We start from the raw sequence: 24,642 nt of genomic DNA on the forward strand, positions 1-24,642 counted from the left end.
GGCGCCGCCCCTCATCCGGCCCTTCGGGCCACCTTCTTCCCGTGAACGGGGAGAAGGAAAGGCCGCTACATCCTCGTCCGTTCCGATTTCGGATCGTACATCGGTTTCAGCGATGCCTCAGCCGCAAACCGTTCGCCGGCGATCTCGATTTCATAAGTCGAGGCAAGCACATCCGCCTCGCCCTGCCCTTGGCACGGCACATAGCCCAGCCCGATCGCTCCGCCGAGATGGTGGCCGTAATTGCCCGAAGTGATCGGACCGATGATCTTGCCATCGCGCAGGATCGCTTCGTTATGGAAGAGCAGGGGCTGCGGGTTCTTGAGGCGGAACTGGACCAGGCGGCGGTCCAATCCGGCCTCCTTCTTCTTCAGCACGGCATCGCGGCCGATGAAATCGCCCTTGGCCGTCTTCACCGCGAAGCCGAGGCCCGCCTCCAGCACATTGTCCTCATCGGTGATGTCGTGTCCGAAATGGCGGAAAGCCTTTTCTATGCGGCAGGAATCGAGCGTATGCAGTCCACAGAGCTTTAGCCCGACATCGGCACCGGCCTCATCAATGGCCTCGAACACATGGGCGGCCTGTTCGGTCGAGACGTAAAGCTCCCAGCCGAGCTCACCGACATAGGTGACGCGGTGCGCCCGGGCGAGACCCATGCCGATTTCGATCTCCTGGAATGTGCCAAATGGATTGTTCTCGTTGGAGAAGTCGTTGGGGCTGACCTTCTGGATCAGTTTGCGCGCATCCGGGCCCATCACGCAGAGCACGCTTTCAGCGGCGGTTACGTCCGTGATGATGACGAACTGGTCGCCGACGTGCCGCCGCAGCCAGGCGAGGTCGCGCTGCAGCGTGGCGCCCGGCACGACGAGGAAATAGGCCGTATCCGAAAGCCGCGACACGGTGAGGTCGCTCTCTATGCCGCCGCGCTGGTTGAGCATTTGCGTGTAGACGATCTTGCCCGGCGCCACGTCCATGTCGTTGGCGCAGAGTCTTTGCAGGAAGGTGCAGGCGTCGCGGCCCTCGACGCGGATCTTGCCGAACGACGTCATGTCGAACAGGCCGACCTTGTCGCGGACCGCCAGATGCTCCTCGCGCTGGTTATCAAACCAGTTCTGCCGCTTCCAGGAATAGCGATATTCGCGCTCCTGGCCTTCGCGGGCGAACCAGTTGGCACGCTCCCAGCCGGCGACTTCGCCGAACACGGCGCCGCGCGCCTTCAGATGCTCGTGCAGGGGCGAGCGGCGCACACCACGCGAGGTTGCCATCTGGCGATAGGGGAAATGGTCGGCATAAAGCAGGCCGAGCGTTTCGGAGACGCGTTCCTTGAGATAGCGGCGGTTCTTCTGGAAGGGTTGAGTGCGGCGGATGTCGACTTCCCACAGGTCGAACGGGGCTTCGCCATCGTTGATCCACTGCGCCAGCGCCATGCCGGCGCCGCCCGACGAGACGATGCCGATCGAATTGTAGCCGGTCGCCATCCAGTAGCCGCGCAACTCCGGCGCTTCGCCGAGATAATAGCGGTCGTCAGGGGTGAAACTTTCAGGCCCGTTGAAGAAAGTGTGGATGCCGGCGGTCGCCAGCATCGGCATGCGGCTAACGCCCATTTCGAGGATCGGTTCGAAATGGTCCATGTCCTCCGGCAACTGGTCGAAGCAGAAATCCTCGCGGATGCCGTCCATGCCCCATGGCTTGGCCACCGGCTCGAAGGCACCGAGCATCATCTTGCCGGCGTCTTCCTTGTAGTAGGCGCACTCGTCCGGCACGCGCAGCACTGGCAGGCGGCCAAGGCCGGGGATCGGCTCGGTGACCAAATAAAAGTGCTCGCAGGCGTGCAGCGGGATGTTCACGCCGTTCTGGGCGCCGAGATCGCGCGCCCACATGCCGGCGCAGTTGATAACGATATCGGTCTCGATCGTGCCCTGGCCTTCGCCTTGCGCCCAGGACACGCCGGAGACGCGGCCATTTTTCGTATGGACCTTGGTGACCTTCACATTCTCCGCGATGGTGGCGCCACGTTGGCGCGCACCCTTGGCCAGCGCCATGGCGATGTTGGCCGGGTCGCACTGGCCGTCGAGCGGCAGATGCACGGCGCCGACCACGTCGGAGACATTGAGATGCGGGTACATCTCCTTGACCTCATTGGGAGAAATCTCGCGCACGTCGACGTCGAAGGCGCGGGCGAGCGACGCCTGCCGGTAGATCTCGTGCTTGCGCTCTTCGGTCAGCGCCACGGTGATCGAGCCGACCTGGCGCATGCCGGTGCCGACCTCGGTCTCGGCTTCCAGCTTGACGTAGAGATCGGCCGAATATTTCGCCAGCCGGGTCATGTTCTGCGAGCCGCGCAACTGTCCGATCAGCCCTGCGGCGTGCCATGTCGTGCCCGAGGTCAGTTGCTTGCGCTCCAGAAGCACGATGTCGGTCCAGCCAAGCTTGGCCAGGTGGTAGGCCACCGAGCAGCCGGAGACGCCGCCACCGATGATGACGGCCCTTGCCTTGGTGGGGATGGCTTTCGTGGGAAGGCTCCTCGCGGTCATGCGGCCTCACGACGGTAGCTGGAAACGAAACGGCGCAGCCGGGCGGCTGCTTCCCTGAGCACGGGTTCGGGCTGGCACAGGCTGATTCTGATATGGCCGGCGGCGGCTTCGCCGAAACTCGAGCCCGGCATGACGCCGACCTTCTCCTTGTCGAGGAAGGCGAAGGCGAATTTCTCGTCGTCGGGTTCGACATCAGATATGTCGAGCATGACATACATGCCGCCTTCGGAACCGCGCACGGTGACATCGTTCATGCCGCGCACGGCATCGAGCAGAACGGTGCGGCGCGCCGCATAGCGTTCGGCGATGTCCTTGACGCCATGGTGCTGCTCCAGCGCCTCGGTGCAAGCGATGGAGATGAAGGCCGGCAGGCCGTAGGTCGTCACCAGGTTGAGATTGATCAGCAGCGTGATCATTTTTTCCGGACCGGTCAGCCAGCCCATGCGCCAGCCGGTCATGCCGTGGCTCTTGGACATCGAATTGATCACCAGCGTGCGCTCGGCCATGCCGGGCAGCGAGCGCGGCGAGACATTCTCGCCGCCGCCCAGCGTCCAGTAGACCTCATCGGACAGCAGCCAGAGATCGTGCTCGCGGCAGATTTCGGCCAGCTGTTCCAGCCGCTCGCGCGAATAGACGGCACCGGTCGGGTTGTTCGGCGTGTTGATCAGTATGGCGCGCGTGTTGGGCTTGAGTGCCGCACGGATCATGTCCGCGCGCGGTTGGAACCCATCCTCGGCCGGTGTCTCGACGACGGTGAAGCTGGCACCGGCGGCACTGAAGGTGTTGGGATAGGTGGCATAGTAGGGGGCAACCACGATGGCGTGGTCGCCCGGGTCGAGAACGGCCTGCACGGCCGCGTAAAGTGCTGCTTGGCCGCCCGGCGTGGCGATGACCTCTTCCGGCGTCGTCTCGACACCGGTGCAGGCGCTGGAGGCCGCCGCCATCGCCTTGCGCAGGCGCGGCAGGCCGGGCAGCGGCGTGTAGTGATGGTTGCTGCCGCGAACCGCCGCAACGCAGGCTTCGATCGTCTCCGACGGCGTGTCGAAATCGTGGTCGCCGACCGACAGCATGATAATGTCCTCGCCGGCTTCCTTGCGGGCCCAGGCGGCGAAATGAACTTCCCAGCCGTCCTTGCCCGATGGAACAATGCCGGTGATGCGCGATGATGGTTTAGGCATGTGAGACTCCCGAGATCGCGTAGCCGTCTTGTTGCAGCCGGTCGCGCAAGGCGGCGATATGGGCAGGACCGACCTCGCAGCAACCGCCGACGATGTCCGCACCCGCTTCCACCCAGCCGACGGCCTGGTCGGCGTAGGCATCCGGACCGAGGTCGTGGCGGGCATGCAGTACATCCACCGTGCCGCCATGCTTGAGCGCTTCGGTGGACGTGAAGCCATTGGCATAGGCACCGACCGGGCCGCCGAGTTCGATCAGTTCAGGCAAGGCCGCCGCGATCGCTTCCGGGCGGCAGCAGTTGAGCAGCCGCGCCGCCACCGGCAGATTTCCGAGCGCATCGGCCGCCGACGCAATCGTCTCGCCGCTGCGCAGGCGCGGCGTGCCGTGATCGGCCAGCGTCCATGACACCCAGACAGGCTTGCCGCTTTCCGATGCGGCGGTGACCGCCGCGCGCGCTTCCTCCGACGACGCCATGGTCTCGCAAAGGAACAGGTCGACACCGTCCACCTGCTCGGCGACGATGCGGCGGTAGATGTCGAGCGTCTCCTGGTAGGAGATCGTCAGCGCCGGCGCGTAGCTGCCGAAGAGCGGCGACAGGCAGCCGGCGATCGCCGCATCGCCGGCCTCGTCACACGCTTGCCTGGCGAGCTCGATGCCACGCTTCTGCAATGGCTTGAACAGGTCTTCCGCGCCTTCGCGCGCCAGGCGTTCGGGCGTCGCCGAATAGGTGTTGATGGTGATGACGCGGGCGCCGGCGCGGATGAATTCGGCATGCAGGCCGCGCACAAGGTCCGGTTCGTCGATCAGCACCCTGGCCGACCACAGCGGCGTCGGCTCGGACTGGCTGCGCCGCACCAGCTCCTGGCCCATGCCGCCATCGGTGAGGATAACGTTCTTCATGCGCGCAGTCTTTCGTTCCTGGGATCCCACAAGGGCTCGTCCTGTTGCACGATCGCCTTGAAGCGGTCGCCGAAGATCTCGACCTCAACTGATGTGCCGGGTTCGGTCAGGTCGGCGCGCAGCATGCCGAGCGCGATCGACTTGTCGACGCGATGGCCCCAGCCCCCCGACGTCGTCTCGCCGACGATCTGGCCGTCATGCCAGAGCGTCGACATGTAAGGTGCGTCGCAGTCGCCGGGATCTTCGACCACCAGCGTGACGAAGCGCTTCTTCACGCCTTGCTGTTTTTCGTTCTGGAGGGCCGCCTTGCCGCGGAAATCGGGCTTCTCCCATTTGACGAAGCGCTCCAGACCGCCTTGCAGGATCGAATAGTCGGTCGACAGGTCGCCCTTCCAGGTGCGGTAGCCTTTTTCGAGCCGCAGCGAATCCAGCGCGTACATGCCAAACGGCTTCAGCCCATGATTCTGCCCGGCAGCGCAGATCGCATCGAAGATCGCGGCAGTGTCGTCGACCCTGGTGTGGATCTCCCAGCCGAGCTCGCCGGCGAAGGAGACGCGGACCAGCCTGGCCCAGCGCCCGGCAATCCTGGTTTCCTGATGCGTCAGCCAAGGCAAGGTCAGGTCGGCGTCACAGACGTCGGCAAGGATTTTTCGCGAGTTGGGGCCGGCCAGGATCTGCGTGGAGAATTCTTCCGTCCGGTCGATCAGCTTGAACGGCGCATCCCCGGGCATGTGCGATTTCAGCCATTCGAAGTCATGCCACTGTGCCACCGCCGCGGTGATCAGCATCATGGACTCCTCGCCATGGCGCACCACCGACATTTCGGTGACGATGCGGCCCTTGTCATCGGAGAAATAGACGAGGCCGATGCGGCCGGGTTTCGGCACCAGGCCGGTCACCTGCGCGCTCAGCCATTCGGCGGCACCAGGGCCTTCGAGATTGAAGCGCGAGAAGCCGGGCAGGTCGAGGATGCCGGCGGCGTCGCGGACAGCCAGGCACTCTTCGCGCACGCGCTGCTGCCAAGGCCCGTCGCGGCGGAAGGTCAGCGTGGCTTCCTCGGAGACGTCGTCGCCGTCCCGCGCGTACCAGGTGGCGCGTTCCCAGCCATTGTAGGCGTCGAAACGGGCACCCAGCGCCTTGATGCGATCGTGGATCGGCGACAGTTTCCTGTCACGTCCTTCCGGCCAGGCATGGCGCGGGAACTGGATGGCGTATTCGTTGCCATAGATCTCCATGCCCTTGGCCACGCAATAGTCCGGCGCGGAAGCAAAGGAGGTGAAGCGGCGCGGATCGCACGACCACATGTCCCATTCGGTCTGGCCTTGCGTCACCCATTCGGCCAGCACCTTGCCGGCACCGCCGCCCTGGGCGATGCCGAAAGTGAAGACGCAAGCCTCGAAGGCGTTGGGAACGCCGGGCATCGGCCCGATCAGCGGATTGCCATCCGGCGCATAAGGGATCGGGCCGTTGATGACCTTGGAGAGGCCGGCGGTGCCAAGGATCGGCACACGGGCGACGGCGTCGGCCAGATAATGTTCCAGCCGGTCGAGGTCGTCGGGGAAGAGCTGGAAGGAAAAGTCGTCCGGCATGGGATCGTTGTGGGTGGCCCAGTGCGCGCGGCAATTGCGCTCATAGGGGCCGAGATTCATGCCCGCCTTTTCCTGGCGCAGATAATAGGAAGTATCGACGTCGCGCAGCAGCGGCAGCTTCTTGCCCTGTTCCTTCGACCAGGCGGCGAGTTCGGGGATTTCCTCGAACAAAATGTACTGGTGGCTCATCACCATCATCGGCACTTCGCGGCCGAACATCCTGCCGACTTCGGCGGCACGGTAGCCGGCTGCATTGACGACGATCTCGCAACGGATATCGCCTTGGGGCGTCTCGACCACCCACTCGTCCTTTTCGCGGCGCACGCCTGTCACGGGGCAGAACCGGATGATTTTCGCACCCATGTCGCGCGCGCCCTTGGCCAGCGCCTGCGTCAGCTGTGCCGGGTCGATGTCGCCGTCGCTCGGATCGTACAGCGCGCCCTTCAACTCATGCGTTTCGAGGAAGGGGTAGCGGCGCTTGATCTCGTCGAGCCCGATCACGTCTATGTCCATGCCTTGGTAACGGCCCATGCCCTTGGCGCGCTGGAATTCCTGGATGCGTTCCTTTGTGTGGGCGAGCCTGAGCGAGCCGGTGACATGGTAGTTCATGGGATAGTCGACGGCGTCGGCCAAGCCGCGATAGAGCTCGGTCGAATAGCGCTGCATGTTCATCAGCGACCAGGAGGAGGAGAAGGTGGGCACATTGCCGGCCGCATGCCAGGTCGAGCCGGAGGTCAGCTCGTTCTTTTCCAGGAGCACGCAGTCGGTCCAGCCGGCCTTGGCCAGGTGATAGAGCGAGGAGGTGCCGACAACGCCACCTCCGATGATCACCACGCGCGCCGTGCTCGGCAAACCCGCCATGTTCTTCTCCCAATCTTCAAGCGCGCCGCGCTTCTTTTGCTTTATGGATGCATGTCGTCGGCGACATGCATCAATAGACCGGTGGCGACACCACCCAGATGACAACCGCCGGTTCGCTGCCTGGATTGCGCCAGCGGTAAGGCTTGCCTTCGAAGCGGAAGGAGTCGCCTTCGCCAAGCCGGTGCCAGACGCCCGCAATCTCGATGTCGAACTGCCCGGACGCGATGTATCCGGCCTCCTCGGTCGGCCGGCGGGCCTCGTTCTTCAACTCCGCGCCCGGCGCGAAGACAGACCGCACCATCTCGAAGGTACCACCGAGGTCCGGTGATAGAAGCTCCTCCACGAGGCCGGATTCGCTGGTGCCAAGCGTGCGGCGCTTGCCCGCGCGTACCACGACGCCGCGCTCGCTTTCCACGGGCACGTCATGGCTGAAGAAGAGGCTGATCGGCACGCCGAACAACTCGGCGAAGGCCCTGAGATCGCTGAGCGACGGCGTCGACAGGCCGCGCTCGACCTGGCTTACCCAGCCGACCGAACGGCCGAGTTTCAGCGCGATCTCGGCCAGCGTAAGCCCGCGCACCCGGCGCAGCGCCCTGATGTCGCCGGCCAGCACTCGTTCGCCAGGTCCCTGCAATGTTCGTGCGGTAGGGGAGGCCAAATCGCTCACTTCATGAAAATTTTCAGGCGAATTTCATGAGAAATGAAGCTCATGAAAAAATCAAGTAGATTTTCACCAATGCTCAAGATTTGCTTGCAGGATTTTGACGGTTCATGCAAAGCCTCCGCCGCGAGCGGCGAGTGGGGACGTCCGATCGAGAACACGGCTAAGGGACGGCCCATGCTGGAAAAGAAGGCTCGAATCGCGGTTGACGCCGAAATCGTCGACGATGCGATCATGTCGCGCCGTTCGGTGCGCGCATTTCTGCCCGACATGATCGACGACGAGACGATCCGTGACATACTGACTGTTGCGGCGCGCGCTCCTTCCGGCACCAACATGCAGCCGTGGCGCGTCTACGTTACCAAGGGCGGGAGCAAGCAGCGGATCACGGATGCCATCATGAATTCCGGAATCCGCGCGGAAAAAGCCGACTGGGACGAATATCGCTATTATCCCACCCAGTTCTTCGAGCCTTATCTCACCCGCCGCCGGGCCAACGGGTTCGGCCTCTATGGCGCGCTCGGCATAGGCCGTAGGGAAGTCGACAAGATGCGCGCCCAGCACGACCGCAACTTCGTTTTTTTCGACGCTCCGGTCGGCATGATCTTCACCATCGACCGTCGGCTTAACCAGGGTTCGTGGATCGATTACGGCATGTTCCTGCAAAACATCATGGTCGCGGCGCGGGGCAGGGGTCTGCATACCTGTCCGCAAGCGGCCTTCGCGCCCTATCACCGGCAGATCCGGCCGGTGCTCGGCATTCCCGACGAGGAGATCGTCGTCTGCGGCATGGCGCTCGGCTATGAAGACACTTCCAAGCCCGAGAACGCCTTCCGCACCGAGCGTGAGCCGCTCGAGGAATGGGTGACGTTCAGCGAATAGGCTCCCGTCCGGCGCAAGCCCGCTATTCCGTATTCATGTGCGCGCCGTGGCCACTGACATGGGCGCCGTCCTGCGGCGTCAGCTTGAGATAGGCTGATAGCGCGCAGAGCGTGATGACGCCTTCGATCACGAACAGGATCCGGAAGTCGCTGGCGACGGCCGGCCCGCCGCCGGCGAGAAACGACAGCATCGCAGCCGCCAGCCCGACGCTGATGGCGACCGCCAGTTGCCACAGGATATAGTAGAGCGCGCTGAAACGGGCGAGCTGTTCGGGCGCGATGTCGGAATAGGCGAGGTTGCCGGTTGAGGCCCATTGCACCGAGCGGAAGACTCCGAAGACGAAGATGTAGGTGAGCGTGATCCACACCGGGGTCGTTGCCTGCACCAAGGCGAAGCCCGCGACCATGGCGGCAACCACGGGCGTGTTCAAGACCAGCACGCGGCGAAAACCGAAACGGTTGAGGAGGCGTGGCATGAAGATACGCATACCCACCGAACCGACCGCCGCCACGAAGGTCAGCGATCCCGCCTGCACCGCGCTCATGCCGAAGCCGAGCTGGAACATCAGCGGCAGCAGGAAGACGACGGAGCTGAGACCGATCGTGTCAAGGCCGCCGCCAGTAAGAAACGAGATGCGGAAGGTGCGGATGCGCAGGAGCTTGAGATCGAGCAGCGGATTGCGCACGCGCAGGCAGTAGAGGGAGGCGGCCGTCAGGATGATGAGCGCCAGCGCAAGCTCGGCCGCGATGATGCCGCCGGCGGCGTCTTTCGCCGCCAGCGAGTCCATGCCGAAGACCAGCAGCACCATGCCGCTGCCGACCAGCAAAAAGCCTGGAAAATCGAACCGCGTGCGCACCGGCTTGGTCATTGTCGGGAACAGCGAGGCGGCAAGAATTGCGGCCGCGAGCGCGAACGGCACGTTGATGAAGAAGATCCAGCGCCAGGAGATGTAGGTGGTCAGCGCGCCGCCGACGAGCGGACCGACCAGCGGTCCGGACTGGCCGGCCAGCGAGATGTACATGTTGATCTTCAAGGTCCGGCTGCGCGGGAAGGTCGACAGGATGACGACCTGGCCGAGCGTTCCCATCAGCGCGCCGCCGAAGCCCTGCAGCGCGCGGGCACTAACCAGCATCCAGAGGTCGTTCGAGAGCCCGCACATGGCCGAAGAAGCGGCAAATACCAGCAAGGCAAAGCAATAGACGTTGCGCAGGCCGAAACGGTCGGCCGCCCAGCCGCCGAGCGGCATCGAGATGATCAGGCTGGCGACGTAGACCGTAATCAGCAGGCCAAGCTGGCTTGGCGGACGGCCAAGGCTTTCGCTGATGCCCGGCAGCGCCGTCACCACGACATTCTGGTCGAGGCTGGTCATGAACACGCCGCAGGCGACCGTCAGCGGCAGCAGGAGCAGGGCTCTGGCCGGCACATCGGCGCGATCGGTGGCGCCGGTGGATAGTTCAGCGGTCATGGGGATGTTCGAACCAAATATGCCGACTCTAAACCGGGATTTTCACCCCTCGGGCCGGTTGGACGACCACGTTTTCCACCTTGGGCGCCTTCGGCAGGATTCTCTAGCGGCAGAACCAGCCGGCATTGAGGCCAGAGGCCGCGGCTCTAAGACCGCATGCCTACTGCACCTCGTAACCGACTTCCTCGCTGGCGTGGCAGAGCGCCTTCCAGAACGAGCGCGCGAAGGAGCGAAAGACATAGATGTCGAACTGGTCGGTGCCGGTGCGCTGGATCTGGGCGAAGACATCGTGATGCGTTGTCGAGCGGCCGGCGCCGACCGGAAAGGCAGGCAGGGCGAAGTCGATGGCGAAGAATTTCGACAGCACCCATTCGGCTTTCGGCCCGGCAATGCGGATCGCGGTGCGGCCATGCGACAGGTCCGTCACCGTGCCGATCGCCGGCGTTACCGCCTTGGTCAACGCCAGGGCCAGTCCTTCGGCTTCATCGGTCACCGTGAATTTTCCCGGCGCGAAGCCGAATACCGCTTTCACGCCGTCGCTCGAGCCGCCGCCGGCGCCATCGGGCAGAGCAAGCCCGGTGACGGTGCGGATGGCCTCCATCAGTTTCTTCTCCTCGCCTGGCCATGCCGCGAGTTGCACGATCGAGCCCAGCCTGGTTTCGGTGAGCAGGATCTCGACGCCATGTTCGAAATTGCCGTGCGAGCCGACATGGAACTCCGGCTCGAGGGGCGATTGACGCTCAGCCATGCATGCGGGTCCCTTCCGGATCGTAGAAGTGGTTGGAGACGATCTCCACGGGCCCGAAGCGGTTGCGCAAGGGATCGGAGACATGCGCACGCGTGCCGTTCCTGGCCTTGCCGCCCTTGACCAGCGCCAGCGCGATATGCTTGCCGAGCGCCGGCGAATAGCAGCAGGCGGTGATGTGCCCGATCGAGCCGTGCGGATTGGCTTCGTCGACGTCCTCGACAATGTGCGCGCCGCCATTGAGCGGCCGGTTGTCGAGCGCGATCAGGCCGACCAGTTCCAGCCGCTCGGACGCGACGAGACCTTCCCGATCCATCATCGCGGAGCCGATGAACGGCTTCTTCTTCGACAGCATCCAGTCGAGATGCAGGTCTCGCGCGGTGGTGCGGCCATCAATCTCGGCGCCGGTGACATGGCCTTTCTCGATGCGCATCGTGCCCAGCGCCTCGAGCCCGTAGGTGACCAGCCCGAACGGCTTACCGGCCTCGACCAGTGCTTCCCAGACATGGGTGCCATGGCCGGCGCCGGAATAGACTTCGAAGGCCATTTCGCCGGAGAAGGAAAGCCGGCAAATCATCACCGGAACGCCTGCGATCTCGCCGTGCACGATGCCCATCAAGGGCAAGGTGGCGTTGTCCACGGCAGTGCCGGTGACGCAGGCTGCCAAAATCTGCCGCGCTTTCGGGCCGCCGATGGCGGCTCCCGCCCATTCGTCGGTCACCGAGGTGACGTGGACCTTGAGTTCCGGCCAGATCACGTCGAGGAAATATTCCAGATGCTGCATCACCTTGCCGGCATTCGCCGTGGTGGTGGTCATCAGGAAATCCTGTTCGCCCAGGCGCCATGTGGTGCCGTCGTCGAAGGCAAAGCCGTCCTCGCGCAGCATCAGCCCGTAGCGCGCCTTGCCGACGGCGAGCGTCGAGAACATGTTGGTGTAGACACGGTCGAGGAATGCGGGGGCGTCGGGACCCTGCACGGCGATCTTGCCCAGCGTCGAGACATCGACGATGCCCGCGCTTTCGCGCGTCGCCTTGGCTTCGCGCACATAAGCCTGTTCGACGGTTTCGCCCGAAAGCCCGTAGATCATCGGCCGGTACCAGAGGCCGGCGGAGTACATGGTCGCGCCATTGTCGACATGCCAGTCATGCATCGGCGTCAGCCGCTCGGGCTTGAGATCGCCGAAGCGCTCCGCTGCCAGCGAGCCGATCGACACCGGCGCGAAAGGTGGCCGGAAACGGGTGGTGCCGACTTCCGGGATCGGTTTGCCGAGCGCTTCCGCCATGATGGCAAGGCCGGGGACGTTGGAGCTCTTGCCCTGGTCGGTGGCCATGCCGAGTGTGGTGTAGCGCTTCAGGTGCTCGACCGAGACGAAGCCTTCGCGATGCGCCAGGCGGACATCCTCCGCCGTGACGTCGTGCTGGAAGTCGACGAAGCTCTTGCCGCTGCCCTTGATTTCGAACACAGGCGCGGGATCTGGATCTCCGGGAGCTGCCTCGACAGTGGGCAGCGCCGTCGGCGTGGCGGTGCCGCCACTCGCGGCAAGGCCTGCGGCGCGCCCCTCGGCGATCGCCTCTACCGTCGAAAAGCTGCCGGTGAAAGCGCCTGCGCCGATCCAGCTTTGCGCCGGCTTGGGCGGCAGGAAGGCCTGCCGGGCAGCGTTCCATTCAGCCTTGGCGCCGGCCTGGCTGGCCAGATGGATGGTCGGCGACCAGCCGCCGGACATCAACAGGCAGTCGGCATGGATGCTGCGCGCATCGCCGCTCAGCGTACCCGCGACCATGTCGAAGCGCTGAACCTTGAGGCCGGACAAGGCTTTGCCGCCTTCCGTGGCGACAACCGCATGGCCGGAAAGCAGTTCCGCCTCAGCTTCGCCGGCCAGGGCGCCCATCTCGGCGGATGGCTGCGGGCGAACGTCGACGATGGCAACGATCGCTGCACCCGCCTGCTTCAGCGCCAGCGCCGAGCGGTAGGCGCTGTCATTGTTGGTGAACAGCACGATCCGCTGCCCCGGCAGCACGCCGAATTCGTTGGCGTAGCGCTCCGCCGCATGCGCCAGCATCACGCCGGGCCGGTCATTGCCGGGAAACACCAGCGGCCTTTCGAAGGCGCCGGTGGCCAGCACGACGGATCCGGCGCGGATCGCCCAGTAGCGATGGCGCGGCTCCCCCTTGGCGGGCTGCGCCTTGTGGTCGCTGACCCGCTCGAGCGCGGCAAGCGTATTGTTGTCGTAGTAGCCCCAGACAGTGGTGCGCGGCAGAAGCCGGACATTGTCTCGCGCCTCAAGCTGGGCCACGGTGCGCCGCACCCAATCAGCGGCGGGTGCGCCATCGATGGTTTCACCGGACCAGTTGGCCGATCCGCCGAAACGCGGCTCGAGATCGGCCAGGATGACGCGGGCGCCCTGGTCGGCGGCTGCCTTGGCGGCCATCAGGCCGGCCGGTCCGGAGCCGACCACAAGCACGTCGCAAAAAGCGTTCATGCGCTCGTAGCGGGCCGGGTCCTTTGCCGATCCGGCGCTGCCGAGGCCGGCGGCGCGGCGGATGAAATGCTCGCAGAACATCCAGAAGCGCGTGCCTTTCAGCGGGCCGACAACCGGTCCCATGAAGGTCTTGTAGTAAAACCCAGCCGATAGCAGTTTGCCGCCGAGCTGGTTGACGGCATGGATGTCGAAGGCAAGCGAGGGGAAACGGTTCTGGCTGACGGCGACCAGCCCGTCATGGATCTCGACCATGGTCGCCGGGATGTTGGGTTCGCGCACCTCGCCCTTCAGCACCGTGACCAGCGCGTTGGGCTCCTCGACGCCGGCGCTCAGCAGGCCGCGCGGCCGATGGTATTTGAAAGAACGCCCGAAAAGGGTGACGCCATTGGCCAGCAGCGCGGACGCCAGCGTGTCGCCGCCATGCCCGGTATAGGCAACGCCGTCGAAGGTGAAGCGGATCGTCTTCAGCCGGTCTATGCGGCCGCCCGTATCGGTGCGGCGCGGGCTCACGGCTTGTCCTCCGCCTTGCGGTGCGCGGCCGAGCTGTGATCGCCACGCGCGAAGGCGACACTGGAAATCTCATGCGTCAGCGTGTTGCGCACGACCCTCAGGTGAGCCCGGCAGCCGCCGGAATGCTGCCAGATCTCGTTGTGGTCGCCGGCCGGGTTCAGCCGGTCGTAGACATAGGCATTCCAGGCCTCGAAATTCTGCGAGGCGGGGTCGGGACGTTCGCGGTTGCCGTCACCCTGATAGGTGAACTCGATGACATCGCGCGGGCCGCAATAGGGGCAAGTGATCAGCACGGAATGTTCCTAATGAAGCCTTGTCTAGTGAAGCCTCGGGTTTGCACCCTGGCCCTTGTCGTCGATCACCAGCCCGCGATGAAAGCGGTCCAGCGTGAACGGGGCATTGAAATCGTGAGGCTGATCCTTGGCGATGGTCCAGGCAAAGCACCAGCCGGAAGCGGGCGTTGCCTTGAAGCCGCCATAGCACCAGCCGCAATTGAGATACATGCCGGGCAGGGGGCCCATGGTGATGATCGGCGAGCCGTCCATCGACATGTCGCAGACGCCGCCCCAGGAGCGCAGCATGCGCACACGCGCAAGGCCCGGGAAAAGGGCCAGCATCTCGCTCATCACCTCGTCGACGATGGGCAGGTTGCCGCGCTGGGCGTAGCTGTTGTAGCCGTCGATGTCGCCGCCATAGACAAGGCCGCCCTTGTCGGACTGCGACATGTAGAAATGGCCCATGCCGAAGGTCACGACCGTGTCGATGAAGGGTTTCAGCGATTCGGTGACGAAGGCCTGCAGCACATGGCTTTCGATCGGCATCGTCTCGACGCCGGCCAGTTGCATGACCCGTCCGGTGCTGCCAGCCACCGCGACTGCGACCTTCTTGGCCCTGATATCGCCGCGCGAGGTAGCAACGCCGGTAACCCGGTCGCCGTCGCGCAGGAAGCCGGTGACCTCGCAATTCTCAATGATGTCGACGCCGCGCCGGTCGGCGCCGCGGGCATAGCCCCACGCGACAGCGTCGTGCCGGGCGGTGCCGGCCCGCCGCTGCATCAGGCCGCCGACCACGGGAAAGCGTGCACCGTCGGAGATGTCGAGCGCCGGGATCAGGCGCTTGATCTCGGCTGGTGTCATCAATTCCGCATCGACGCCGAGATGGCGCATCGCATTGCCGCGTCTTGCGTAGTCGTCGAACTGAGCCGGCGTATGCGCCAGGTTCAGGCAGCCGCGCTGCGAGAACATGACGTTGTAATTGAGCTCGTGCGACAGGTTTTCCCACAGCTTCATCGAATGTTCGTAGAAGCGGGTGTTGGCGGGCAGCAGATAATTCGAACGAACGGCCGTTGTGTTGCGGCCGACATTGCCGGAGCCCAGCCAGCCTTTCTCCAGCACCGCGACATTGGTGATGCCGTGTTCCTTGGCTAGATAGTATGCGGTCGCCAGTCCATGCCCGCCGCCGCCGATGATGATGACGTCGTAGGATGCCTTCGGATCCGGCTTGCGCCAGGCCGGCTTCCAGTCCTTGTTTCCCTTGAGCGCGTTCGCAAGCAGCGAAAGGGCCGAGTACTCTGCCATGTGTATGATGTCCGTTGCGGGCGATGGGGCAGACTATAGAGCAGGGGGCTGATGCAAAGCCAATATTGCGCCATCGCCTTTCGACTGGCCGACGCTCGATGAGCGCGATCGTCGCGGTGACTTGCCCCATGATATGGCCGTCTTTATCAAGGACAGGCTTTTTGAATGCCTTTGCCGTCCGCGAGTCGCCAATCCATCATGTTTTTTCGATTGCTTCGCCTCATCCTGGTCCTGGCGCTTGTCGTTTCGGCGCCGCTGTCGTTCGAGGCGGCGGCGCAAGGCGTTAGCCAGGCGCCCGCCGGACTGGTCGCCGACCAGCAGAAGATCATCCAGGGCCTGACGACCAAGGCCGACAATTTCGAGAAGCAGATACAGCAGGATGGCGAGGACGACAGCAACCTCGTAGACATCCGCCTGCAACTCGAGGAATTGTCACGGCAATCGCTGACCAGCGCGCTGGCGTTCCGCACACGCCTGGGCGAAATCAACAGCAGGCTCGAACAGCTCGGGCCGCCGCCCGCCGCCGGCCAACCGGCTGAGCCCGACATCGTCAGCGCCGAACGCGAGGGGCTGACGTCCGAAAAGGCCGAGATCAACGCGGTCATCGCGCAAGCTCAATCCTTGTCGATCCGCATCAGCGGGCTGATCGACAAGATCGGCAACATGCGCAGCGCGCTGTTCCGCAATCTCCTCACCAAGCGCTACGTGCTCTCGGACGCGTTGAGCCCGCAGGTGTTTTCCGATGCGCGCGACGAGTTCGGCAATTTCTACAAGGCGGTGTCGTCCTGGCTGAGCTTCGCCATCAAGTTCAAGTTCCAGGCTATCCTGGCGGCGACCTTCGTGGCGCTCGGCCTGGCGCTGGTGCTGCTGGTCGGCGGGAGGCGCCTGTTCGGACGGGTGTTCGAGGCCGATCCAACCAATGAGGACCCATCCTATCTCAGCCGCCTGTCGGTGGCCTTCTGGTCGACCTTGCTGCCGACGCTGGCGGTAGCCGCCTTTCTCGGCTCGACGATCTTCTTTTTCAATTATTACAACGTGTTGCGCGGCGATATCGGCCTCTTCCTCAATGCGTTGGCCACCGTCATCGGCGTGGTGTTCTGTGTCAATCGGCTGACCAACGCGGCACTCGAGCCGCGTTTGCCCAACTGGCGGCTCATCCCCGTCGAAACCGGGCCGGCGCGCTGGCTGGTCCGCCTGACCACCGCCATGGCCGTGGTCATCAGCTTCAACACCTTCCTGTCGGTCGTCAACGACAAGATGGGGTCGCCGCTGTCGCTGACCATCGCGCGCAGTTTCGTGGCCACCATCATCGTCGGCGTCATCCTGATCCTGATGGCGATGCTGAGGCCGTTCAGGGCGCGTGACGGAAGCTGGCGCCCGTGGCCGGCCTGGCTGCGCTACACCTCGCTCGGGCTGGGGCTTTTCACCATCATAGCGGCGCTGCTCGGTTATATCGGCCTTGCCCTGTTCGTCTCGCTGCAGGTTGTGGTCACCGGCACCGCGCTGATAACGGCCTATATCGGCTTCCTGTCGGCGCAGGCGATCGGCGAGGAGGGCGCTTTCGCCAACACCTCGGTCGGGCGTTGGCTGTCGGCCAATTCCAGCTATGAAGATACCGCACTCGACCAGCTCGGCCTTGTCGTCAGCATCGCCATCAACGTGATGATCGTGCTGGTGTTTCTGCCGTTGATCCTTTTGATGTGGGGCTTCCAGCTCGGCGATATCGAGGCGTGGGCGTACAAGCTCGCAACCGGAATCAATATCGGTTCGGTGACCATTTCGGTCACTGGCATCCTGTCGGGCATCGTCGTCTTCGTCATCGGCTATTTCCTGACGCGCTGGTTCCAGGGCTGGCTCGACGGCTCGGTCATGGCGCGCGGCAAGGTCGACACCGGAGTGCGCAACTCGATCCGGCTGGCGGTCGGCTATGCCGGCGTTGCGCTCGCCGCGCTGGTCGGCATCTCTGCGGCCGGCATCGATCTTTCCAGCCTGGCGCTGGTCGCCGGTGCTCTTTCCCTCGGTATCGGCTTTGGCCTGCAGAATGTGGTGTCGAATTTCGTCTCCGGCCTGATCCTTCTGGCCGAACGGCCGTTCAAGGTCGGCGACTGGATCGTGGCCGGCGAGATCAGCGGCACGGTCAAGAAGATCAGCGTGCGTGCCACGGAGATCGAGACTTTCCAGCGGCAGTCGGTGATCCTGCCCAATTCGAACCTGATCAACAACGCCGTCGGCAACTGGACGCACCGCAACAAGCTCGGCCGCATCGACATCAAGGTGGGCGTCGCCTATGGCAGCGACGTCAAGCAGGTCCACGCGGTGCTGCTGGATATCGCGCGCAGCCATCCATTGGTGCTGAAGAACCCCGAGCCTTTCGTCTTGTTTTCCAATTTTGGACCCGCCGCGCTCGAATTCGAGATCCGCGTGTTCCTGGCCGATGTGATGAACGGCAACATCGTGCAGAACGACGTCCGCTTCACCGTGCTGGAAAGATTCGACGACCAGCACATCGAAATCCCGTCCACGCCGCGCGCGGTCGTCGAGGCCAAGAAGAACGTGGCATGGCCGACCGACGACGACAAGATCGAGGCCGATTTCGCCGAACGGGAAGAGGCCAAGGCGCAAGCCGAGGCCGAAGCGAAAAAGCTGCCGAAGCAGCGCAAGTCGAAGAAACCCGATCCGGACTAGGCTCTGGATCCTCCTGCCGGGCTGCCATTGCCGAGAGCACCGCATTGCCGCGCGGCCAGATTGACAGGGTGGGTATGTGCGAAAGCCAAAGCCAATTGCGGCATGAATGCGGCATTCAGTTGCGGTTCAGCTTCCATCTCATATAAGCTCCCATGCAAAGGCGAGAATGCCTTGTGGAAATGCAACAGAGGCGGTGGGAACACCGATATTGCAAATGTGGAAGTCTCTCGTCGCTGCCGTGGCCTTGCTCGCCGTGAGCGGCTCGGCCCATGCCGCCAGCGCGGTCAACAAGGACGCCGAGACGCGCACGCTGGTCGTGACCGAGGGCGGCAGCAAGACCGAGCTTGCGCTGGCTGGCGGTGAAACCGTCGAGTTCTGCCAGAGCGGCTGTTTTGTCACCTTGCCCAATGGCGACCTTGAAGCCCTGACCGGTTCGGAAACCGTCGAGATTTCAGGCGGCGTCGCCCGCATCAAGTAATCTCGGTGTGATGATTGGAAAGGCCGGGCGTTTGCTCGGCCTTTTATTGTTTCCGGTAGCTGTTGTTTAACAATGACGATGGAAATACCGCGGCGGCAGCCCTTTGCAACCGTACGTTTTAATGTTCGCTAGGCGATCCCCCGCTATACCAGCATCAAGACGCCGAAACACGGCGCTCAACGGGTTCGGGTTTCCGGATCAGACGCTGGCAGGGCAGGACGGGCATGGACGCGCGGTCGGACAGGAACGCAATACCGCTTGCGGTCGATCTCGACGGCACGCTGATCGCGACGGACCTTTTGTGGGAAGGATTGTTCATCCTCCTCAAGAAGAACCCGCTCTATTTCTTCCTGGTGCCTTTCTGGGCGGCCGGCGGACCGGCGCGGCTGAAGCAGGCGATCGCCCAACGCATCGACATCGACCCCGCCACGCTGCCCTATCGGGCGCCCCTGCTCGACCGGCTCCGCACCGAGCACGCCGAAGGCCGCAAGCTCGTGCTGGCCACCGGCACGCCGCGCAAGTTCGCCGACGCCATTGCTGTCCATCTCGGCATTTTCGACCGGGTACTGGCCACCGAGGGTCTCGACAATCTCACTTCGGGAAAGAAGCGAGCCTCGCTCCTTGCGGCCTATGGCGATGCCGGTTTCGACTATGCCGGCAACAGCCGCCACGACCTCCAGGTCTTCGACGCGGCACGCAGCGCGATCGTGGTGGCGCCGGACCGTCATGCCGCGCGCTGGCAGGCGGCGCATGGCGCCGAAACGATGCCGGCGCCCAAGCCGACGTTGCGGACCATCGTCAAGATGCTGCGCGTCCACCAGTGGCTGAAGAATTCGCTGATCGCCGTGCCGATGATGCTGTCGCACGAATATTTCAATTCCAACATGATCTGGGAATGCCTGCTGGCGTTCATCTCGTTCAGCGCGGTGGCGTCGGCGATCTATATCCTCAATGATTTCTTCGACCTTGCGCTCGATCGCAAGCATCTGACCAAGCGCAACAGGCCGTTCGCCAGCGGTGCGCTGTCTATTCCGTTCGGCCTTGGCGCAATCGCGGTGCTGCTGGCGATCGGCGTCGGCACCGGGCTGTTCCTGTCGCCTGAATTCCTGGCTGTGCTCGGCGGCTACATGGTCGTTACCACGGCCTATTCGCTGTCGTTCAAGCGCATGCTTCTGGTCGACGTGCTGACGCTTGCCGGCCTCTACACCATTCGTGTGCTGGCCGGCGCGGCCGCCACGGGCGTCGACGTCTCGTTCTGGCTGCTCGCCTTCTCGATCTTCTTCTTCCTGTCGCTGGCACTGGTGAAGCGCTTTGTCGAATTGCGCAACACAGCCATTCCGCCCGGCGAACGCATTGCCGGCCGCGGCTATCGCACCGAAGACCAGGAGATTGTCGCCCAGGCCGGCATGGCTTCGGCGTTCTCCTCGGCGCTGGTGCTGGCGCTCTACATGGACAGCGTCGCGGTGCGCGAACTCTATCCGCATCCCTGGCTGATCTGGCCGCTGGCGCCGATCGTGCTTTATCTCACCATGCGTGTCTGGATCCTGGCGCGCCGCGACGAAATGCACGATGACCCGGTCGTCTTCATCATTCGCGACTGGCGCAGCCAGATCGTGGTGGCGATCGGCGCGGTGCTGCTGGTCATCGGGGGCTGGTAGGTATGGCGGAACGCTTCCAGAGCTTTGGCCTTGCCACGCCGCCAGCGGCAAGGGGGATGCACGCCGATGACGCCATTGCGCTGCTGAAGGGCGGCCAGGCCAGGCAAGCGTCGCTGCTTGCCTATGGCAACGGCCGATCCTACGGCGATTCCTGCCAGAACCAACTCGGCACCGTCATCGACATGCGGCCCCTGAACCGCATTCGCGGCTTCAACGCCGAGAGCGGTCTGCTCGAAGCGGATGCCGGGGTGCTGCTCGCGGATGTCATTGCATATGCCGCGCCTCACGGCTTCTTCCCGGCGGTGGTGCCCGGCACACAATTCGTCACGCTCGGCGGCGCCATTGCCAACGATGTCCATGGCAAGAACCATCACCGGCGCGGCACGTTCGGTTGCCATGTGGAAAGTTTCACGCTGCTTCGGTCGGATGGACACAGCTATCGCTGCTCTGCGACCGACAATCCGCGCCTGTTTCGGGCGACCGTCGGTGGCATGGGGCTCACCGGCCTGATCCTGTCGGCTACGATCCGGCTGATGCGGGTTCCGTCGCTCGATATCGTGGAAAAGACGACGCGGTTTCGCGACCTCCGCGAATATTTCGACCTTGCCGAAGCGGCGGACCAGGCCAATGAATACGCCGTCGCCTGGATCGACCAGCTCGCCGGTGGCCGCAACAGCGGACGGGGGCTGCTGTTTACCGGCAACCACGCCGAGCACGGTTCGCACGCGGCCGCGCGTGCGACCGCGAAATTGTTCGTTCCGCTCCAGCCGCCTTTCAACGTGCTCAGCCGGCCGTTCCTGACCGCTTTCAACGCCGCCTACAGGTGGAAAAAGGGGCAGGCCAAGGTGCCGCGCCAGGTCGAATACCAGGGCTTCTTCTTCCCTCTCGACGGTGCGCGCGACTGGAACAGGCTCTATGGACCGAAGGGGCTGTTCCAGCATCAGAGCGTGGTCCCGGAAGAGGCCGCGCGCGCAATCGTGCCGGCACTGCTCGCGGCGGCCAGGCAGGCCGGGCAGGGGTCGTTCCTCACCGTCTTGAAGCGCTTCGGTGGGGTCCGCTCGCCGGCGCTGCTGTCGTTCCCTCGTCCGGGTTACACGCTGACGCTGGACTTCCCCAACAGGGGAGCGGCGACACTTGCCCTGCTCGGCGAACTCGACCGCATGACGATCGCGGCTGGTGGGGCGGTCAACCCTTACAAGGATGCGCGCATGAGTGCTGCAACCTTCGTTGCTTCGTTTCCGGAGTGGCCGAGGCTGGAGGCGCTGCGCGATCCCGCCTTCATGTCCGACTTCTGGGTGCGCACGGCCGGGATTGTCGACCTGCGGCGGCGCGATGCAGAGGCAGCCGAATAGGTAAACTTAGAATGAATCGTGGTTTACGAACGCTTAACGTCAAGATTTACCCAAAAATGTCTTGCGGGTTCACGAAATCTTTTCAGATTTGTATTAGCTGATATCACGGGTGGCGGGTTACATGAAATATATCGTCTTCATTCTGTTTACGGTCATGACAAATGCGGCTGCGCAGCTGATGCTGAAGCAAGGCATGATGTCGCTCGGACCGATTTCATTCGAGGGCACCAATCCGCTGATCAAGCTGTTGCAGATCGTCTTCAGCCCCTGGGTCTTCCTTGGCCTGTGCACCTTCGTCATTTCGATGGCCTCGCACCTCTACGTGCTTTCCAAGGTCGAGCTTTCCTTCGCCTATCCGTTTCTGAGCCTGGCCTACGTCGCGGTCGCGATCTTTGCCTATTTCGTCTTCCGAGAGGACCTGAATGGTTGGCGCATCGCCGGCATTGCCTGCATCTGCGTCGGCACGGTGCTGATCGCGCAAAGTGGGCGAGGGCATGAAGACCAGAGCGCTTCCATCACGCCCGACAAGATACAAGCAAACGAGATCGTTCGATGAGACATGTGATTTTCGGGGGTGACGGCTTTGTTGGCCGTCACCTAGCGCCGAAGCTTGTGGCCGATGGTGAAGAGGTTGTCGTCGCCGACATCGTCAGGAGCGACCTTGCGCATTACCGCACTGTCCGCTTCATCAAGTGCGACGTCACCGACCAAGGCTCGGTTGCCGCGGTCGGGCTGAAGGCCGACGACATGGTCTACAATTTGTCGGCCAAGATGCTGTCGCCGATCCAGGTGCGGGCGAAGCGGCACGACTTCTTCTTTCCGGTCAATTTCCACGGCACCGAGCACATCCTGGAGGCCATGGACAAGGCTGGTGCCCGCAGGCTCGTCCACTATACGACCGACATGATCTATGGTCACACCGTCACCCAGCCGATGACCGAGGAGCACCCGGTCGCGCCGCTCGGCGAATATGGCTGGTCGAAGCAGAAGACCGAGGAACTGGCCGGCGAATGGCGCAAGCGCGGCATGTCGATCTCGCTGTTTCGCCCGCGCCTGATCATCGGCCCCGGCCGGCTCGGCATCCTCGAAAAGCTGTTCAAGGTGATCGACTGGAACTTTCCCGTGCCGATGATCGGTTCGGGCCGCAACCCTTATCAGTTCATCTCGGTGTTCGACTGCGCGGAGGCGGCGCGCGCCGCGTGGAAGGCCGGTGTGCCCAACGAGGCCTATAATCTCGGGTCGCTCAATCCGCCGCCGGTGAAGAAATTGCTTGGCGACCTGATCCGGCATGCCGGCTCGAAGTCGATCCTGCTGCCTACCCCCGGCTGGGCGGTCAAGCGCACGCTCGACCTGCTCGACCTCTTCAACATGCCGATCATGGATCCGGAGCAATATCTGATCGCCGACGAGGACTGCGTGCTCGACGTGTCCAAGGCCGGGCGGCAGCTCGGCTGGGTGCCGCAATACCGCGACGAGGACATGCTGATCGCCGCCTACAGCGAATACCGCGCCAAGAAGGCCGGGCAAGCCGTCGCCACCAAACATGTGCCCGCCGAATAGGGGCGCGCCGAACAGTTTATTGCGCACGACGCCAGTCGCGGGCGCGAACAGGAGATTGAAATGACCGTCATGGCCAAGCCGGAACAGACGAATACGCGCACCCTGGTCAGCGCGCCGACACTGTCGCCCGCCACCACCGCCAAGCCCGACCTGATCAGCGTCGAGCAGGCCAAGGCGATGGATGTCGCGGGGATGACCGACCTGTTCAAGGCGCATCTCAACCCCGGCCAGCTGCATTTCATGAAGCTGCTCGGCTTCCACAAGATCAAGATCGAACGTGCAGAGGGCATGTTCTACATCGACCAGAACGGCCGCAAGATCCTCGATTTCTTCGGCGGCTTCGGGTCGCTGGCCTTCGGCCACAACCATCCGCGCATTCTGGAAGTGCGCAAGAAATTCCAGGAGGAGAAGCGGCAGGAAATCGCCATCGCCTTCATGTCGCAATATGCCGCCGCGTTGGCGCACAACATCGCCAAATGTTCGCCTGGCGATCTCGACATGGTGTTTTTGGGCTCGTCGGGCTCGGAAGCGATGGAGGCGGCGGTTAAGCTTGCCGAGCGTGCCGCCGGCCCTAAGCGGTCGAAAATCGTCTATGCCGAGAATTCATTCCACGGCAAGACCAAGGGTGTGCTGGGCATCACCGACGGCCAGCTCTACCGCGCCGACTTCAGGATGGCCGACAATACCGTCCGCATTCCCTTTGCCGATATCGAGGCCGTCGAGCGCCTGTTCCGCTCCGATCCGGAGATCGGCGTCATCGTGCTGGAAACCATCCAGGGCGGCGGTGGCATCATCCAGGCGCCGACTGAATACTGGCAGAAGCTGCGGGCGCTGTGCGACCAGTATGGTGTGCTTTGGGTCGCCGACGAGGTGCAGTGCGGCTATGGCCGCTCGGGGCGCTTCTATGCCTTCGAGCATCATGGCGTCGTGCCCGATGTGACGGCACTGGCCAAATCGCTGGGTGCCGGCAAGGCCGCTGTCGGCGCGATGATTGCGCGCCGCGAAATCTACATGAAGGCCTACGGCACGCCGAAGACGGCGATGATCCATGCAATGGCCACTTTCGGCGGCATGGGCGAGGCGTGTGCCACGGCGATCGAGGGCATTAACGTGCTTTACGACGAGGGGCTGATCGACAACGCCGCCGTCACCGGCGAGTACCTGCTGCAGCGGCTGCAGGCACTCAGGGAAAAATACCCGAAGATCATCAAGGACGTGCGCGGCAAGGGTTTTATGGTCGGGCTGGAGTTTCACGACTTCTCGCAGACCTTGCCGATGGTGCTGCGCCCTATCGTCAGCGTGCTCGACGAGAAGCTGAAGGGTTCGCTGTCCGGTTTCGTCGGCGCGCTGCTGCTGCGCGACTACGACGTGCTCGTCGCCTTCACCGAATACAACCGCAACGTCATCCGGCTCGAGCCGCCGCTGATCTGCCAGCGCGAGCATGTTGACCGCTTCGTCGATGCCTTCGACAGTCTCTTGTCGCGTGGCATCGTGGCGATCGTGAAGGATTTCGTCAAAAGCCAAGTCCGTTGA

Annotated in this window: 18 protein-coding genes; 8 read left to right on the plus strand and 10 right to left on the minus strand. The window is 63.6% G+C overall.

What is annotated here, in order from left to right; translation table 11 throughout:
- Positions 1–65: 65 nt before the first annotated feature.
- From FJ950_RS06255 to FJ950_RS06275, 5 genes are all read right to left on the minus strand, one after another.
- Complete coding sequence (locus tag FJ950_RS06255; RefSeq protein WP_140615877.1) at positions 66–2,531, minus strand: FAD-dependent oxidoreductase; 2,466 nt, start codon at positions 2,529–2,531, stop codon at positions 66–68.
- Positions 2,528–3,709, minus strand: a complete 1,182-nt coding sequence (locus FJ950_RS06260) for a pyridoxal phosphate-dependent aminotransferase (protein WP_140615879.1) — start codon at positions 3,707–3,709, stop codon at positions 2,528–2,530. The genes FJ950_RS06255 and FJ950_RS06260 overlap by 4 nt, the downstream gene beginning before the upstream one ends.
- The gene (locus FJ950_RS06265; protein WP_140615881.1) at positions 3,702–4,607 is read right to left on the minus strand and encodes a homocysteine S-methyltransferase family protein; all 906 of its coding nucleotides are present in this window, start codon (positions 4,605–4,607) and stop codon (positions 3,702–3,704) included. Before FJ950_RS06265 ends, FJ950_RS06260 begins: the two co-directional genes overlap by 8 nt.
- On the minus strand, positions 4,604–7,057 hold the full coding sequence (locus FJ950_RS06270) for an FAD-dependent oxidoreductase (RefSeq protein WP_140615883.1): 2,454 nt from the start codon (positions 7,055–7,057) through the stop codon (positions 4,604–4,606). Before FJ950_RS06270 ends, FJ950_RS06265 begins: the two co-directional genes overlap by 4 nt.
- Positions 7,058–7,127: 70 nt before the next feature.
- Positions 7,128–7,670: an XRE family transcriptional regulator gene (locus FJ950_RS06275; protein ID WP_023769828.1), complete on the minus strand. Its 543-nt coding sequence runs from the start codon at positions 7,668–7,670 to the stop codon at positions 7,128–7,130.
- A 225-nt stretch (positions 7,671–7,895) separates the two neighbouring features.
- Between FJ950_RS06275 and FJ950_RS06280 the strand changes: the two genes are divergently transcribed.
- Complete coding sequence (locus tag FJ950_RS06280; protein ID WP_041163815.1) at positions 7,896–8,600, plus strand: nitroreductase; 705 nt, start codon at positions 7,896–7,898, stop codon at positions 8,598–8,600.
- 22 nt (positions 8,601–8,622) lie between these two features.
- Here FJ950_RS06280 and FJ950_RS06285 read toward each other — a convergent pair whose 3' ends face one another.
- The 5 genes from FJ950_RS06285 to FJ950_RS06305 all read right to left on the minus strand — a co-directional run bounded on the left by FJ950_RS06285 (position 8,623) and on the right by FJ950_RS06305 (position 15,376).
- Positions 8,623–10,065, minus strand: coding sequence for an MFS transporter (locus FJ950_RS06285; RefSeq protein ID WP_140615885.1), 1,443 nt, complete (start codon positions 10,063–10,065; stop codon positions 8,623–8,625).
- A 160-nt stretch (positions 10,066–10,225) separates the two neighbouring features.
- Positions 10,226–10,813 (minus strand): sarcosine oxidase subunit gamma, encoded by a 588-nt coding sequence (locus FJ950_RS06290; RefSeq protein ID WP_140615887.1) that lies wholly within the window; start codon positions 10,811–10,813, stop codon positions 10,226–10,228.
- Positions 10,806–13,799 (minus strand): sarcosine oxidase subunit alpha, encoded by a 2,994-nt coding sequence (locus FJ950_RS06295; protein ID WP_140615889.1) that lies wholly within the window; start codon positions 13,797–13,799, stop codon positions 10,806–10,808. The genes FJ950_RS06290 and FJ950_RS06295 overlap by 8 nt, the downstream gene beginning before the upstream one ends.
- On the minus strand, positions 13,796–14,092 hold the full coding sequence (locus tag FJ950_RS06300) for a sarcosine oxidase subunit delta (RefSeq protein ID WP_140615891.1): 297 nt from the start codon (positions 14,090–14,092) through the stop codon (positions 13,796–13,798). The genes FJ950_RS06295 and FJ950_RS06300 overlap by 4 nt, the downstream gene beginning before the upstream one ends.
- A gap of 24 nt (positions 14,093–14,116) precedes the next feature.
- On the minus strand, positions 14,117–15,376 hold the full coding sequence (locus tag FJ950_RS06305; RefSeq protein ID WP_140615893.1) for a sarcosine oxidase subunit beta: 1,260 nt from the start codon (positions 15,374–15,376) through the stop codon (positions 14,117–14,119).
- Between the two features lie 198 nt (positions 15,377–15,574).
- On the opposite strand from FJ950_RS06305, the gene FJ950_RS06310 reads away from it, so the two are divergent.
- The 7 genes from FJ950_RS06310 to FJ950_RS06340 all read left to right on the plus strand — a co-directional run bounded on the left by FJ950_RS06310 (position 15,575) and on the right by FJ950_RS06340 (position 24,642).
- The gene (locus FJ950_RS06310; RefSeq protein WP_140615895.1) at positions 15,575–18,061 is read left to right on the plus strand and encodes a mechanosensitive ion channel family protein; all 2,487 of its coding nucleotides are present in this window, start codon (positions 15,575–15,577) and stop codon (positions 18,059–18,061) included.
- A 214-nt stretch (positions 18,062–18,275) separates the two neighbouring features.
- The gene (locus FJ950_RS06315) at positions 18,276–18,539 is read left to right on the plus strand and encodes a hypothetical protein (RefSeq protein WP_015317401.1); all 264 of its coding nucleotides are present in this window, start codon (positions 18,276–18,278) and stop codon (positions 18,537–18,539) included.
- A 224-nt stretch (positions 18,540–18,763) separates the two neighbouring features.
- On the plus strand, positions 18,764–20,197 hold the full coding sequence (locus FJ950_RS06320; protein ID WP_140615897.1) for a UbiA family prenyltransferase: 1,434 nt from the start codon (positions 18,764–18,766) through the stop codon (positions 20,195–20,197).
- A 2-nt stretch (positions 20,198–20,199) separates the two neighbouring features.
- Positions 20,200–21,549: an FAD-binding oxidoreductase gene (locus FJ950_RS06325; RefSeq protein ID WP_140615899.1), complete on the plus strand. Its 1,350-nt coding sequence runs from the start codon at positions 20,200–20,202 to the stop codon at positions 21,547–21,549.
- 121 nt (positions 21,550–21,670) lie between these two features.
- The gene (locus FJ950_RS06330; protein ID WP_015317404.1) at positions 21,671–22,105 is read left to right on the plus strand and encodes an EamA family transporter; all 435 of its coding nucleotides are present in this window, start codon (positions 21,671–21,673) and stop codon (positions 22,103–22,105) included.
- Positions 22,102–23,109 carry an NAD(P)-dependent oxidoreductase gene (locus tag FJ950_RS06335; RefSeq protein WP_140615901.1) on the plus strand — a complete coding sequence of 336 codons (1,008 nt, stop codon included), beginning with the start codon at positions 22,102–22,104 and terminating at the stop codon, positions 23,107–23,109. The genes FJ950_RS06330 and FJ950_RS06335 overlap by 4 nt, the downstream gene beginning before the upstream one ends.
- A gap of 60 nt (positions 23,110–23,169) precedes the next feature.
- On the plus strand, positions 23,170–24,642 hold the full coding sequence (locus tag FJ950_RS06340; RefSeq protein ID WP_140615903.1) for an aspartate aminotransferase family protein: 1,473 nt from the start codon (positions 23,170–23,172) through the stop codon (positions 24,640–24,642).

Source organism: Mesorhizobium sp. B2-3-14 (assembly GCF_006442175.1).
Lineage (GTDB): Bacteria > Pseudomonadota > Alphaproteobacteria > Rhizobiales > Rhizobiaceae > Mesorhizobium > Mesorhizobium australicum.